A 14,239-nucleotide genomic window follows, 5' to 3' on the forward strand; every position below is an offset into this window, starting at 1 on the left:
ACCAATGCGCTGGGGCTCCGCCCCAGACCCCGCCAATCTGATCCAAAGCCGGGGCCTGCGCCGTGCGTGGGTAGATGGCACGCCTGTTGCGTTGGGCGGAGGCGCGTTGCGTTGGGGGGCGCGGTGGTGGGGTGGCTTCGTCACGAGTCGAGCCAAGAGCGGGCCACATGCAAGGAGGGGTGTCAACCCGACGAAAAGCGTGTCGGGTTGACACCCCTCCTTGCATGCAGCAAGAGCTATGGCACGACTCGTGACGAAGCCACCCCACCCGGACCGTTTGGTAAGTACGGCTCGCCTGCGGCGTCGCGTTGGGGTGGGCGTGCCTGGGGCTAGAGGTGTTCCTTGCTCAGTTTGTGCCACAGGGCGGGGAGGGCTGCCTCTGTTTTGTGTGCCAGCTCTACCTCTTGGCCGTACAGGAGGCCGAAGGTGAAGCCGTTCTCGTCGCCCCTGCCCAGCTCTAGCAGGACTGGGCGTGCCACTACCGAGTCCTGGTGGTCGCCCAGCAGGGTTTGGACGTCCTTTGCTCGCTTGCGGAGCGCTTTGGCGTGCTTGCCCAGGGCTGGTTCTGCCACCTCTGCCGAGTAGCGGAGGCGTTTGCCTGCCTTGCGGGCCTCGTGCAGGGGCTCGTCGTTGTTGTTGGCTTGCAGTGCTGCTTGCACTCGGACGTCCAGGCGGTGGCGGGCCTTTTCGACCAGTTTGGGGAGGACCTCTTTTGCCTTGTCTGCCGCCAGAGGCGTTAGAGGGGGTGCGGTGAGGAGGGTGTCGATGGTGTTGAGGAGGGTGAAGTAGCGCTTGCTGTCCAGGGCTGCGACGGAGTCGTTGTGCGCCTTGGCTTCCAATGGGGCGAAGTAGCGGGTCATGCGGGCTGCCACGTCGCCCAGGGCCAGTTCTGGTGGGAGGGCGTGCAGGGCGGTTTCGAAGCGTTCGCGGAGTACTTCCAGGTCGCGTGAGGTGCCCAGGACTGAGGCGAGCCACTTCAGTTCGTCCGTGAGGGCTCGGGTCTTGTCCCGGTCGATGATCTTGCCGAATGCTTGGAGAGCCGAGCGCATGCGGCGGGTGGCCACTCGCATCTGGTGGACTGCGTCGTCCTCGTTGCGGCGGACTCTGGGGTCCTGGTTCTGGAGTGCTGCTCGCTGGTCGTAGAGGTAGGCGAGCAGGACGTCGCCTGCCGTTGGTTTCTTGCCCAGGGTCGGGCCCGCGTCTCGTTTCACGCCGATCACCTGGGAGAGCTTGGACTTTGAGGACGACGGGACTATGCCTGCGTCGCCCAGGTGGCGTTCTACGGTGTCGAGGAGGTCGCGGTCGCCGCCTTCGCCCAGTTCTACCTCGATCTCGCGCCAGCTCGTGGTGGTGGTCGAGGAGCCCATGGTTTGGGCGGTGACGACGTCGTCGACCACCTCGGCGAGCATTTCGCCGGTGCCGTTGCTCAGTTGCCAGCGGCGGCGGTTGGTGCGGATTTCTGCCACCGGGGTCAGGGTGTGGCCCCTGGTGTGGGCGCGGACGAGGGTGGAGAGGTCCTTCGGGGGCTTCTTGACTGCCTTGCCCAGGGGGACTCGGAGTTCTTGCCTCGAGTCTTCGCCTGCTGGGAGTTTGAGGTGCCAGCCCTCGTCGGAGCCGCCGGTGCGCCTGCGCAGGGTCACGCCCGCGCGGGCCAGGCGGTAGTCGCTCGTGTCGAAGTAGGTGGCTTCGAGGTCGAACTCTTCCGGGCCGGTCGCCACGCCGGTGATCTCTGTGAGGTCCGGCAGACTCGCGTCCGATGGTGCCTCGTACTTGCGTTCGGTCTCAGTAACGGAGGTCGCCATTTTCTATTAATACCTCGTTTTGTCCGGGTTCACCCAGTGTTGTGACGGTGCGTGAGGGTGGTGCCACGGCCGGGCGGAACCACGCCTCTAATGCGTGTAATCGACGGGTACCCGCTTTTCTGGGTCTGTGGTGTCCGGTTCGCTGGTCGCGTGCCCACGGAGAAGGAACGACTCGACGTGGTCGAGCCGCAGGTCGCCACGTTGATCAGTCACGTCGGCCAGCTCTCGGCCGAGCTCGAGCGCGTCACGGCCCGGCTGACTGTGCTGGAGCGGCGGTTGGCCGGTGCGGGGGACGGGCCGCTGGCCGACCTCGACGCCGTGTCCGGTGACGTCGAGCCGCTGGTCGAGGCGCTGCGCAAGGGGTGGGACGCCGAGCAGGAGATCCTCGCGGATCCCGCTCGGGTCGATCTCCGGCAGGAGGTGCTCGAGTTCGACGGGCTCAAGGCGCGGCGGGACGACGCCCGGTCCAAACTGGACGGTGGGCGGGTGCCCCGGTTCGAGCGGGACGCGTTGTCGCACGAGGTGCGCCAGATGGAGTGGCTGATCAACGCGAACGAGGCGAGCGCGCAACGGGCCGCCGAGCGGCTGGAGGCCGACGAGGACGCCCTCGGGGAGGAGTGGCGCACCGAGGCCGTGCTCGCCGGGGACAAGGCTCGTGGCGAGATCAAGGACGCGGCCGCGCGGCGCATCTCCGAGGCGCTCGCGCAGTACGCGCGGATGCCCGTGTGGTTCCGGGTCGGGCTCGGCGAGATTCCGACGCCGGACCCGTCGTTCTGGCTCGAGTCGGCGATCGCGGTGCTCGCGTACCGGCTGGAGTACGGGGTCACGGACGCGGTCGCGCCGCTCGGCACGCCGCCGTCCGCGTCGTCCGGCAGCCAGAACTGGGTGCGCCGCACCAATGTCCACGCCGACATCACCGACCGCCTGACGACGTTGGCCGCGACCTTCCACCTGCAGTAGCCTGTTCTGCAACCGTCCGGTTGCAGAAGGGTGCGCGAGTGAGTCAGGTCGACGACGTCTTGGCCGCGCTCGCCGATCCCATGCGCCGGCGGATCCTCGACCTGGTCGCGGCGAAGGGTGCTGTGTCGGCGTCGGCGCTCGCCGCCGAGTTGCCGGTGAGCAGGCAGGCCATCGTGAAGCACCTGGGCGTGCTGGAGAAGGCCGAGCTGGTGGCGTCCGAGCGCGTCGGCCGGGAGAACAACTTCTCGGTCCGGTCCGGCGCGCTCGACGTCACCGCCACCTGGATGGCGTCGCTCGCCTCCCAGTGGGACCAGCGGCTGGCCGCCATCAAGAAGATCGCTGAAAGCTGAAGGCGCCGCCGACCATCGTGGCGAGCACGGGGATGTCCGCGATCGCACCACTCGTGCGCGGGTCCTCGCCGAGCACCACGAGGTCCGCGAGCTTGCCCGGCGTGAGGCTGCCCAGCGCGTGCTCCTTGCGGCACGCGTAGGCACCGCCGAGCGTGTACGCGCGGATCGCCTCCTCGACGGTGATCGCCTCGTCCGGGCCGACCGGCCTGCCGCTGGACGACCTTCTGCGCACCATGAACTCGATGGCGCGCAACGGGGCTCCGTCCGCGACCGGGCGATCCGAGCTGCCCGCGACGGTGATGCCGTGGTCGAGGAACGAACGGCCGCGGTACATCCACGGTGCCCGTTCGGAGCCCATGATCTCGCTGTAGTCGTCGCCGTAGGCGTGCAGGAACGTCGGCTGGATGACCGGGATCATGTCGAGGGCCGCGATCCTGGCGAGCTGGTCCGGGCGGACGAGGCCGCAGTGCTCGATGCGGTGGCGGGCGTTCGGGCGTGAGCGTTGCTGTTGTGCTTCTTGGACCGCGTCCAAGGTGAAGTCGATGGCTCGGTCGCCGATCGCGTGGATCGCGAGCTGCCAGCCGGCGTGGTGACCGTCGAGGATCGCGGCCCGCATGAGCTCCTCGGACTCGGCGAGCTGACCCGAGCCGTTCGTGCCTCGGTAGGGCTCGGACAACGCGGCCGTGCGCGCCATCATGCCGCCGTCGGTCCACAGCTTCATGGCGCCCAACGACAGCATGTCGTCGCCGAAACCGGTGTGCAGGCCCAGGTCGATCGCGCGTGGGATTCCGTCGGACGGTGCGGCGGCCACGTCGTGCAGGACGTGCGCGGACACCATGAGCTGCACGCGGATCGGCAGCTTCGCGCGCTGGTACGCGGCGGCTTCGAGCGGGCTGCTGGCGATCAGGCCCGCGCCGATGCCCGCCTCCGCGCACATCGTGATGCCCTCGGACAGCACCTGCCGTGCGCTCTCGTGCAGTTCGGCGGTGATCTCGTCGAGTGAGTAGGGCAGTCGCAACGTGCGGGCGGCCAGCTGCTCGTTCTCGGTCAGCCAGCCGTCGCTCTCGATCTCCGGAAGTCGCTCGAGAACCCGGGAGTTCACGACGCAGGCGTGGCCGGACAGGTCGGCGACGTAGACGGGCCTGTCGCCGCTGATCCGGTCGAGGTCGAGGGCGGTGAGCGGGCGGTCCATGATCCGGCGGTCGTACCCGGACGCCTCGATCCAGCCCGTGCCCGGGGCGTTCGTCAGGCGGTCGAGGACGTGGGCGACCGTGGTCAGGCCGGTGATGTCGATCGTGCGGCGGCCGTTCCACGCGAGGTGCGTGTGGGCGTCGATGAAACCGGGCAGGACGGTGGCGTCGCTGAGGTCGATCGTTTCGGTGGCGGGGAGGTCCTGGACCTGCTCGTCCAGCCCGGCGATGCGGCCCTGCCAGATGCCGATCGTGTGCGCGGCGGGGCGTGCCGGGTCCATCGTGAGGGCCCGGCAGCCCGTCAGCTTGAGATCGAGTTTCACGCGGTCGCGAGGACCGGCACGGGAGTGTTCGTCAGCACGGACGCCAGGATCTCACCCGAGCGCACCGCGACGTTGGACAGCAACGACGACGTGATGCCGTGCGAGTGCTCGGTGCCACCCTGCAGGTAGATGCCGCCGCGCAACGACGTCTGCACGCGGTAGTCGCGGCCCACGACGAGACGAGACGACTCGTCTCGCCGGCAGGTCTCCTCCAGCGAACCGAGCATCGGCGCGGCCTCGTCGTACCCGGTCGCGAGCAGCACGACGTCCGCGTCGAGGAACTCCTGCTCACCGGTCACGAGCGACTGGACCACCGCACGCGCGCCGTCGGCGGACTCCTCGACGGCGACGAGCCGGGTCATCTTCATCATCTTCAGGCGTTCGGTGCCGAGCACCTTCTCCTGGTACTCGGTGCGGTAGAGCTGCGCGATCAGGTCGACGTCGACCACGGAGTAGTTGGTGTTGCGGTGGTAGTCCATCAACCGCTGCTTCACCGCGTCCGGGGCGTCGAAGTAGTGGTCGACGGCCTCGGGGTCGAAGATCCGGTTCGCGAACGAGCTGTCGTCCGCGGGGGAGTAGCCGTAGCGGGAGAACACCGAGCACACCTCGGCGCCGGGGAACTCGCGGTGCAGGTACGCCACGGCCTCCGCGGCACTCTGCCCGGCGCCCACGACGACGCAGCGCTTCGGGTCGGTCAGTTCGCCGACGCGGTGCAGGAACTCGCTGTTGTGCCACACGCGGTCCGACAGCGTGACGCCCTCGGGCACGGTCGGGCGCAGTCCGGTGGCGAAGACGAGGTTGCGGGCGTGGTACACGTCACCCGTGGCCGTCGTCACCTCGAACAGGTCGTCCTGGATCGCTTCCACGCCAACGGCTTCGGTGCCGTAGGACACCACGTCGTCGACCTGGGCGGCAGCCCACTCGAAGTAGTCGTGGAACTCGACGCGCAACGGGAACAGGTTCTTGTGGTTGACGAAGTCGATCAACCGGCCGCGGTCCTGGAGATAGCACAGGAACGTGAAGCGGCTGGTCGGGTTCCGCATGGTGACCAGGTCCTTGAGGAACGACACCTGCATGGTGGCGTCGTCCAGGAGCATGCCCCGATGCCAGCCGAACGCCTGCTGGCGTTCCAGGAACACCGCCGTGACAGGGGTTTCCGCCTGCTCGTTGTGCTCGGTGAGAGCGATGGCGAGCGCCAGGTTCGAGGGACCGAACCCGATGCCGACGATGTCGTAGATCGGATGCATGAGCACCTAACTTAGGGAAGCCTAAGCTTGCTGCGCAAGCCGTCAGTTAGGTTAGCCTGACCGTATCGCATCGCAGTGGAGGAGGACACCACCCATGAGGGTCGTCATGTTCGGGTTCCAGACCTGGGGTCATCGCACCCTGCAGGCACTTTTGGCGTCCGAGCACGAGGTCGTCCTGGTGGTGACCCATCCCAAGGGTGAAGGCGTGTACGAGAAGGTCTGGAGCGATTCGGTCGAGGACCTGGCCCGTGAGAACGGCGTCGACGTCCTCGTCCGCGAACGCCCGGAGGACCAGGAACTGCTCGACGCGCTCAAGGCAGCCGAGCCCGACGTGATCGTCGCCTGCAACTGGCGGACCTGGATCCCGCCGCAGGTCTTCGCGCTGCCCCAGCACGGCACGTTGAACGTGCACGACTCGTTGCTGCCGAAGTACGCGGGCTTCTCGCCGTTGATCTGGGCGCTTCTCAACGACGAGAAGGAAGTCGGCGTGACGGCGCACATGATGGACGACACGCTCGACGCCGGCGACATCGTGCTGCAGCGCTCGGTCGCGGTCGGCCCGCGCGACACGACGGCGGTGCTGTTCGAGAAGACCCTGGAACTGTTCGGCCCGATCACCGTCGACGGCCTCGCCGAGATCGCGTCCGGCCGCACGGACTTCCAGAAGCAGGACCGTTCGCAGGCCTCGTTCTTCCACAAGCGCGCCGAGGAAGACCTGCGCATCGACTTCACGTGGACCGCAGAGGAGCTGGATCGCCTGGTGCGGGCCCAGTGCGCGCCCTACCCGAGCGCGTTCTGCTTCCACCGCGGCCAGCGCCTGGAGATCATCGAGGCGGACGTCTCCGCCGAGGTCTACGGCGGCACCCCCGGCCGGATCTTCTACCGCGAGGGCGACGGCGTGACGATCGTCGCGGGCTCCGAGGCTCGGCGCGGCACCAGCAAGGCGTTGCTGGTCAAGAAGGTTCGCACCGCTGATGGCACCGAGCTCAAGGCGCACGAGTACTTCAAGCACATGGGCGGCTACCTGACCTCGCGTCCGTAGTCCCGACACGCTGATCGCGGGCCGGGTGACCGGTCCGTGATCAGCATGGTCGATCATTGGCGCATGAATCGCGCGGCGGTGACGTCACTGGTGGTCTTCGTGCTGCTGGTGGCAGTGGGTTGGTACCTCACGAATCTCCAGTCATCGCAGGAGAATCCGCCCACCACGCCCGTGCCCACCGGGTCCGCTCCGGCTGGTTCGTCCGATCTCGGCGCGTTGAAGATCGCGCCCGAGGGCAAGATGGCCGGCTACAGCCGCGACCGCTTCCCGCACTGGGCCTCGCAGGGGAACTCCTGCGACACCAGGGAGATCGTCCTGCAGAAGCAGGGCGCCGACGTGAAGACCGACAAGGACTGCAAGGCGGTCTCCGGCACCTGGAACAGCGTCTACGACGGCGTGGTGATCAAGGAAGCCGGTGAGGTCGACATCGACCACACCGTGCCGCTCGCCGAAGCCTGGCGTTCCGGTGCCGACAAGTGGACCGACGACGAGCGCAAGGCGTTCGCCAACGACCTCGGCGGCATCCAGCTGCTCGCGGTCACAGCGAAGTCCAACCGCTCCAAGGGCGACCAGGACCCGGCGAAGTGGAAGCCGCCGGTAGCGGCGTACGGGTGCACGTACGCGCAGCACTGGATCGCGGTGAAGATCACCTACAAGCTGACCGTGGACCAGGCCGAGCACGACGCGCTCGGCGTCCTGCTCAAAACCTGTTAGGCCAGAACCCGGGATCGGGGGTCGGCGTGAACTCGATGAGCTCGCTGCGGATCGCGCCGGTGAGCAGGTCGAACAGGAACGCGCTCATCGGCCCGTCGTAGCTCTCCCACGCACGGAAGTCCGCGTCTCCGAACGTGATCGTCCACTCGTCGGGCGGACCTTCGGCACGCCAGAACAAGAGGCAGCCGCGGTCGGCCCGGCCCCACGGGACGAGGCCGTCCGGAGCGTCGTACGCGTCGCTCATGTAGCTGTTGAGCGACTCCTCGTCGGCGACCGGTGAAGTGACCTCGACGACGTGGTCGAAGACGCCGTTGCCGACCGCGGACATCAGTTCCTTGTAGTCGCGCGGGAACGCGAACCCCACGTACTCCTCGGCCTCGGCCCAGGACAGCTCCGGCTCCTGCCTCCGCTCCCACTTCAGCAATGCCAGAAGGTCCGCGCTCCGCGACAACATTCCCCCTCGTCCGGTGCCGACGACACGGCCCGACCCCCCAGGCGGGCCGCGTCGTCCCTTCCCCTACCCGACCTGGACGGACTCGAACAGGCCGGACAGCTTCCAGTGCGTCACGTACCCCATCGCCTCGGCGGCGATCAGCACGTCGAGCTTCCCGAGGTTCGTGCGCGCGGGCATCTGGTACGCCTTGCCGCGCCGCGCGTCGAGCACCATCGGGACCGCGCCGGGCAGCGTGTCCGCCACCGTGTGCTGCAGGATCCGCAATCCGACGTTCGCCGCCTCCCTGGTCAGCGGCGCCTCCTTGGTGTGCACGAGCACCGCGTACGTCGTGCCGTCCTTCTTGCGCAGCCCCAGGTGCGGCCGCACCTTCAAGGTCAGCTCGCCGGCGCGGTAGGTGGCCCCCTCCACCGGCACCCCCGTGGCCTTGAACGACGCCAGCCAGGGCAGGAAGCCGTCGGCGATCTCCTCGAACGCCCGCGGCTGCCCCGTGCGGTTGGCGTTCATGATCGCCTTCTTGAGCTCGATCTCGGGTTCGGTCGAGCTGACCGCTCGTCGCATGGCGTCGCGGATCGGGTTGTAGAACCCGCAGACCCGCGTGTCGGCGGCCAGGTACATCCCCCGCTGTTCCGACACGATGTTGATGCGTCCACGCTGACCGCTCATGACGTACTCGGTGAACGACAGTGCGGTGACGCTGACGTTGTTGTCCGGCAACGTTTTCTCCCCTCGTACCGCGAGCTTCACCTGACGTTATCGAAGGGGTCTGACAAAAACGGCGCTACGCCGAACGGCGTAACCGTCACTTTGCGTCGAACGGTCACCTGAGTGGGTGACACGCAGAGTTGCGATCTAGATCGCAATCGGTAAACGGACGGTGACGGCCCGGCAACCGATCGCACGGATGACCGTTCGTCTGCCGTTCGCCGACGCTCACCGAACGCTCACCGCAAGACCAGCGGGAGTAACACTCCGTAGAAGATCAACTCAGGAGAATGGAGTTCGTCAGGAGCAATCACGGCGAGGGAGCACGATGTCGGTCAAGGCGGAGCGTTCACCCGATAGAGCGGGTGACGTGGAGGTTCCGCAGCCGCGGCAGCTGGACAGGTGGCCGGTCCATCCCGGCCACTGGCCGCACGCGGTGCAGGTGACGGTCATCCTCGTGCTGATCGCGCTGCTGCTGTGGGCCATCGCCGTGACACTCGGGCCCGATCAGGCCTTCATCGTCGGCTCCGCGGGCATCGCGGCCAAGCTGATCTGCATGTACCTCGACACCCGCGTCCAGAGCTAGTGGTGCGACCCGGAACGTCGGCGAGGTAATCCACGCTCAGCAGGACACCACGACGCACCCGTCTGACCGCGAATTCCCCCGGCAACGTTCCGGGTCACACCACTAACTCCCGTACCGCTCCGCGGAGCGTGCCTTCGCCTTCGCCGCCTCGACCTCGCGGTCCTTGGGCGGCGCGGTGGTCACCAGCGCGTCGAGCAGTTCCTGCGTCGCCGCCGCGACGGCCGCGACCGCCTTGTCGTACGCGGCCTGGTTCGCCGCGGACGGTTTCGCCGCCCCGCCGACCTTCCGCACGTACTGCAGAGCGGCGGCCTGCACCTCGTCGGACGTGGCGGGCGGTTCGAAGTTGTGGAGCACCCGGATGTTTCGGCACATGCCTCCACTATGACCTGTCCGGCGGCGCCGCGCGGGTGTGGATGCGTTCGCCCTGCTTGCCGAACAGGCTGAGGATCTCGGCGGGCCGGCCGTCGGCGCTGCACAGCGCGTGCGGCTGGCGGCAGTCGAACTCCGCGACCTCGCCCGCCCGCAGCACCACTTCCTTGTCGCCGATCCGCAGTCGGATCCGTCCGCTCAGCACGTAGAACCACTCGTAGCCCTCGTGCACGCGCGGTTCGTGCAGATCGGCGTCGGACAGGATCATCTTCCACGCCTGCAGCGGCCCGATCGACCTGGTCAGCGGGATGCCGACGCGGCCGTGGTCGAGCTCGCGCGGTTTCATCTGCACGCGCGGATCACCCACCTCGGGCGCGCCCACCAGGTCGTCCAGCGTCACCTGGTACGTCCGCGACAACGGCAGCAGCAGTTCCAGCGTCGGCTTGCGCTGGTCGGTCTCGAGGCGGGACAGCGTCGACTTCGAGATGCCCGTCATCTCGGACAGCGACGCCAGCGTCAGATCGTGTTCGGCCCTCAGCGCGGCGAGCCGTTGCCCCACGGTTGTTGCCATAATGGCAACTTACTTTGCCAAAACTGGACTGTCGACCGCACTCTCGAACCATGACGTACGAAGTGGTGATCATTGGTGGGGGAGCGGCCGGACTGAGCGCTGCCCTGATGCTGACCAGGGCGCGCCGCAGCGTGCTCGTGGTCGATGGTGCCGAGCCGCGCAACGCCCCGGCCGCGCACATGCACAACTACCTCTCTCGCGACGGCCTTTCGCCGTTGGAGCTCCTCAAGCACGGACGAGCCGAGGTCGAGGGCTACGGCGGAGAGATCGTCAACGACGAGGTTCGCGGCGTGACCAGGCTCGACGACGGGTTCGCGGTCGAGCTCGCCGGACGCACGGTGCACGCCCAGCGCTTGCTGTTCGCGACCGGCCTGGTCGACGAGGTGCCGGACAAGCTGCGTGAACGCTGGGGCCGGGACGTCTTCGGCTGCCCGTACTGCCACGGTTACGAGGTCCGCGACCAGAAGCTCGTGGTGTTCGGCGAGGAGATGAAGGTCGCGCTGGTCCGGCAGTGGTCCGACGACGTCACGCACGTCCCGTCGGTCGACGCCGTCGAGGTCGAGGACGACCGGCTGGTCGCGGTGATCTCCGAGGGCAGGCGGGTGCCGGCCGACGCACTCGTGTACTCCGCACCGGTCAAACCGCGCGACGAGTTCCTGCTGGCGTTGGGTGCCGAAACCGCGGAGACGATGGCAGGCCAGTTCGTGCGCACGGACGACAAGGGACGCACGAGCGTGCCCGGTGTCTACGCGGCGGGCAACGTCACGGACCCGACGGCCATCGTGATCGTCGCCGCCGCACAGGGTGCCCAGGCCGGCGCGATGATCAACGTCGACCTGCTCGGCCTCATGCCGAAGGCAGGCTGATCCGGAACGTCGAGCCCTCGTCGAGCGTGCTCGTCACCGACACTGTGCCGCCGTGGGCCTCCACCAGGTGCCGGGTGATCGCGAGCCCTAGCCCGCTGCCACCCGTGCGGCGGCTGCGGGACTTGTCCGCCCGCCAGAACCGGTCGAACACGTGCGGCACGTCCTGCGGCGCGATGCCGGTACCGGTGTCCGTGACCTCGAGGATCGCCCTGTCCTGCCACTGGAACAGCTTCACCACGACCTCGCCGCCCGGCGGGGTGTAGCGCACGGCGTTCGCGACGAGGTTGCCGAGCGCCTGCCGCAGCCGCACCGGGTCCGCGCTGAGGTGCACCGGCGTGGTCTCGGCGCGCAGCAGGATCTCGCGGTTCTGCTGCGCGTTGACGACCTGCTCCACGACGTCGTCGAGCGCGATCGGCTCGGGGTGCAACCGCAGCGTGCCCGCGTCGGCCTGCGCGAGGTCGTGCAGGTCGTCCACGAGTCGTTGCAGCAGAAGGGATTCCTCCAGCAGCATGCCGATCAGGTGCGGGTCCGGTTCGGCCAGCCCGTCCTGCGTCGCCTCCAGCCAGCCGGTGATGTTGCCCAGTGGCGTGCGCAGCTCGTGCGCGACGTCGCTGACCATGGCCTGGCGTTGCCGTTCGGTCTCGGCGAGCTTCTCGGACATGGCGTTGAACGACTTGGCCAGCTCACCGATCTCGCCCGCGCCACCGTCGACCCGTGCCGTCCGGTCCCCTTCGGCGGTGCGCTTGGTCGCGGCGGTGAGTGCGCGGATCGGTCGCACGAGCTGGGTGGCGGTGACCCACGACGCGAAGCCCGCGATCGCGAGGATCCCCAGCGCCACCAGGGTGATCCGGGTGGCGCCGGTCGTCGACAGGTCGATCGACTGCGGCTCGGACCCGGTCGGCGACGTGATGAAGAGCTGTGCCGGTCCGGCCACGTACGCCTTCAGCATCTCGTGGCGGGCGGTGTCCATGCACTGCACCACGTCGGGAGACGCGTCGGCGGTCACCAGGTAGTCCCAGTCGAGCGTGACCCGCCCGGCGGCCTTGGGCGGTAGCAGGTCGTTGCCCGGCAGCGTTTTCAGGCAGTCCGTGAAGTACGGCTGCAGCTCCTCGTAGGCAGCCTTCTCGGTCGTCGTCATCGTGTAGAGGAAGTCGCCGGCCGGGCACGACTCCCACACCGAGGACCGGCCGGGATCCAGGCCCTTGACCCGGGGCCTGCCGTTCGGGGCGTACTCGATCTCGATCCTGTCGTTGCAGCCGACGAGCTGATCGGAGTAGGAGCGCAGCTTGCGGCTCTCGTCGTCGGTGAGCTTGAACGGCCCGACCGCGCGAGGGTCGGGCTTTCCGTTGACGTTCAACGGGTCGATCAGCGCCTTGGGTGTGACGGGCAGCGGCGGCGCGTTCCCGGTGCCCGTGTCGAACAGCTTCTTCCCGGTCTGGTCCGTCAGCGCGATGCGGCGGTCGTACGTCCCCGCGAGCCCGTCCACCACGGACTTCGCCTGGCTCCAGTCCTTGTGCGTGGCCGCGTACTTCAGCAGTTCGTCGTAGATCTGGGCGTCCGTGGTGAGCGCCTCGCCCTGCTCCTGCCGGATCGCGCCCGTCGTCGCCTGCGACGCGAGCCACGCCGTGACGGCGATCGAGCAGGCCGCGATCACCAGGGAGAACAGGAAGAACCGGACGAGGAGGCTTTTCATCTGAAGTCCTCCGAGGAGACCTCGTCGTTCAGGACGAGGGATTGGACCTTTGCGGAGCAGAGCGGGAACAGCCGTGTCGCTGCCGGGGCGTGCGGTGTCCACGACCCATGTCGTACAGGGCACAGCGGCAAGATAATCTGTGAACTGTGAACGGTCTGGTGAAGCGGGCGTTTCGGTACCGCTTCTATCCGAGTGAGGCGCAGGCGGCGGAGTTGTCGCGCACGTTCGGGTGTGTCCGCAAGGTCTACAACTTGGCATTGCAGGCCCGCGCGGAGGCGTGGACGCTGCGTGCGGAGCGGGTTGGCTACGAGGCCACGTCGGCGTTGCTGACCGTGTGGAAGCGCACCGACGAGCTGGCGTTTCTGGCCGAGGTGTCGGCGGTGCCGTTGCAGCAGGCGTTGCGGCATCTGCAGGCTGGGTTCACGAACTTCTTCGCCAGGCGTGCGCGGTTTCCGCGGTTCAAGTCGCGGAAGAAGTCGCGCGCCAGCGCGGAGTACACGCGTTCGGCGTTCCGCTGGCGTGACGGTGCGTTGACGCTGGCCAAGATGGCCGAGCCGCTGGACATCCGCTGGTCCCGGCCGCTGCCTGAGGACGTGGTGCCGTCGACGGTGACGGTGTCGCGGGACTCGGCTGGGCGATGGTTCGTGTCCCTGCTGTGCGAGGATCCCGGTGTGCGGCCTTTGCCTGCCGCAGATGCGGTGGTGGGCATCGATGTCGGTCTCGACCACCTGCTGGTTCTTTCGACCGGGGAGAAGATCGGTAACCCCCGGCACGAGCGGCGGGATCGCACGGCGTTGGCCAGGGCCCAGCGGGCGTTGTGCCGCAAGCAGAAGGGCAGCGGCAACCGGGACAGGGCCCGCGTCAAGGTCGCCCGTATCCACGCTCGGATCGCCGATCGGCGATCCGATTTCCTGCACAAGGCCACTACTCGGCTCGTGCGTGACACTCAAACGCTCGTGATCGAGGATCTGGCCGTGTCGAACATGACCGGCAACCATCGCCTGGCCCGCGCGATCAACGACGCGGGCTGGTGGCAGTTCCGGCAACAGCTGCAGTACAAAGCGAGCTGGTACGGGCGGGACGTGATCCTCGTTGATCGCTGGTTCCCGTCGTCCAAGCTGTGCTCGGTCTGCGGCGCACGCGCAGCGGCGATGCCGTTGCGTGTGCGCACGTGGACCTGTGGCTGCGGCACGACCCATGACCGGGACGTGAACGCGGCGCGAAACATCCTGGCCGCCGGGCTGGCGGCGTCGGTCTGTGGAGCCGATGTAAGACCTCAACGGAACCCTCCGGGCGGGCAGTCGGCGACGAAGCAGAAAACCCTGCAGCGCGAGCCGTAGGACTCTCCCTCGTTCACGAGGAAGAGGAAG

At 67.9% G+C, this 14,239-nt stretch carries 15 protein-coding genes; 7 read left to right on the top strand and 8 right to left on the bottom strand.

Annotation, left to right across the window (positions count from 1 at the left end):
* Positions 1-329: 329 nt before the first annotated feature.
* A complete protein-coding gene (locus PV646_RS36695; protein WP_500346903.1) occupies positions 330-1,802 on the bottom strand; it encodes a CYTH and CHAD domain-containing protein in 1,473 nt (490 codons plus the stop codon).
* Positions 1,803-1,952: 150 nt separating this feature from the next.
* Between PV646_RS36695 and PV646_RS36700 the strand changes: the two genes are divergently transcribed.
* Both PV646_RS36700 and PV646_RS36705 read left to right on the top strand, forming a co-directional pair.
* Positions 1,953-2,762, top strand: coding sequence for a hypothetical protein (locus PV646_RS36700; RefSeq protein ID WP_500346904.1), 810 nt, complete (start codon positions 1,953-1,955; stop codon positions 2,760-2,762).
* A gap of 38 nt (positions 2,763-2,800) precedes the next feature.
* Positions 2,801-3,112, top strand: a complete 312-nt coding sequence (locus tag PV646_RS36705; protein ID WP_189158398.1) for an ArsR/SmtB family transcription factor — start codon at positions 2,801-2,803, stop codon at positions 3,110-3,112.
* On the opposite strand, the gene PV646_RS36710 is transcribed toward PV646_RS36705, so the two are convergent.
* Positions 3,090-4,625 (bottom strand): amidohydrolase, encoded by a 1,536-nt coding sequence (locus PV646_RS36710; RefSeq protein ID WP_500346905.1) that lies wholly within the window; start codon positions 4,623-4,625, stop codon positions 3,090-3,092. The two genes, PV646_RS36705 and PV646_RS36710, sit on opposite strands and share 23 nt — an antisense overlap.
* Entirely contained in the window at positions 4,622-5,872 is a 1,251-nt protein-coding gene (locus PV646_RS36715) for a lysine N(6)-hydroxylase/L-ornithine N(5)-oxygenase family protein (protein ID WP_500347073.1), read from the bottom strand. Before PV646_RS36715 ends, PV646_RS36710 begins: the two co-directional genes overlap by 4 nt.
* 94 nt (positions 5,873-5,966) lie before the next feature.
* Here PV646_RS36715 and PV646_RS36720 point away from each other — a divergent pair, with 94 nt between their 5' ends.
* Positions 5,967-6,914: a methionyl-tRNA formyltransferase gene (locus PV646_RS36720; protein WP_500346906.1), complete on the top strand. Its 948-nt coding sequence runs from the start codon at positions 5,967-5,969 to the stop codon at positions 6,912-6,914.
* A gap of 63 nt (positions 6,915-6,977) precedes the next feature.
* The gene (locus PV646_RS36725) at positions 6,978-7,628 is read left to right on the top strand and encodes an HNH endonuclease family protein (RefSeq protein WP_500346907.1); all 651 of its coding nucleotides are present in this window, start codon (positions 6,978-6,980) and stop codon (positions 7,626-7,628) included.
* On the opposite strand, the gene PV646_RS36730 is transcribed toward PV646_RS36725, so the two are convergent.
* Both PV646_RS36730 and PV646_RS36735 read right to left on the bottom strand, forming a co-directional pair.
* Positions 7,615-8,082, bottom strand: a complete 468-nt coding sequence (locus tag PV646_RS36730) for an SMI1/KNR4 family protein (RefSeq protein ID WP_500346908.1) — start codon at positions 8,080-8,082, stop codon at positions 7,615-7,617. The genes PV646_RS36725 and PV646_RS36730 overlap by 14 nt on opposite strands.
* Before the next feature lie 63 nt (positions 8,083-8,145).
* Entirely contained in the window at positions 8,146-8,826 is a 681-nt protein-coding gene (locus PV646_RS36735) for a hypothetical protein (RefSeq protein WP_500346909.1), read from the bottom strand.
* Between the two features lie 286 nt (positions 8,827-9,112).
* Between PV646_RS36735 and PV646_RS36740 the strand changes: the two genes are divergently transcribed.
* A complete protein-coding gene (locus tag PV646_RS36740; RefSeq protein WP_500346910.1) occupies positions 9,113-9,370 on the top strand; it encodes a hypothetical protein in 258 nt (85 codons plus the stop codon).
* 102 nt (positions 9,371-9,472) lie between these two features.
* Here PV646_RS36740 and PV646_RS36745 read toward each other — a convergent pair whose 3' ends face one another.
* On the bottom strand, positions 9,473-9,742 hold the full coding sequence (locus PV646_RS36745; RefSeq protein WP_500346911.1) for a DUF2277 domain-containing protein: 270 nt from the start codon (positions 9,740-9,742) through the stop codon (positions 9,473-9,475).
* 7 nt (positions 9,743-9,749) lie between these two features.
* Complete coding sequence (locus PV646_RS36750) at positions 9,750-10,310, bottom strand: helix-turn-helix domain-containing protein (RefSeq protein ID WP_500346912.1); 561 nt, start codon at positions 10,308-10,310, stop codon at positions 9,750-9,752.
* A gap of 50 nt (positions 10,311-10,360) precedes the next feature.
* On the opposite strand from PV646_RS36750, the gene PV646_RS36755 reads away from it, so the two are divergent.
* A complete protein-coding gene (locus PV646_RS36755; protein ID WP_500346913.1) occupies positions 10,361-11,176 on the top strand; it encodes an NAD(P)/FAD-dependent oxidoreductase in 816 nt (271 codons plus the stop codon).
* On the opposite strand, the gene PV646_RS36760 is transcribed toward PV646_RS36755, so the two are convergent.
* Positions 11,157-12,869: a sensor histidine kinase gene (locus PV646_RS36760; protein ID WP_500346914.1), complete on the bottom strand. Its 1,713-nt coding sequence runs from the start codon at positions 12,867-12,869 to the stop codon at positions 11,157-11,159. The two genes, PV646_RS36755 and PV646_RS36760, sit on opposite strands and share 20 nt — an antisense overlap.
* Positions 12,870-13,015: 146 nt before the next feature.
* Here PV646_RS36760 and PV646_RS36765 point away from each other — a divergent pair, with 146 nt between their 5' ends.
* Positions 13,016-14,209: an RNA-guided endonuclease InsQ/TnpB family protein gene (locus tag PV646_RS36765; protein WP_500346915.1), complete on the top strand. Its 1,194-nt coding sequence runs from the start codon at positions 13,016-13,018 to the stop codon at positions 14,207-14,209.
* The last annotated feature ends 30 nt before the right edge of the window (positions 14,210-14,239 follow it).

The organism is Streptomyces sp. ID05-26A, from assembly GCF_033794685.1.
GTDB lineage: Bacteria > Actinomycetota > Actinomycetes > Mycobacteriales > Pseudonocardiaceae > Lentzea.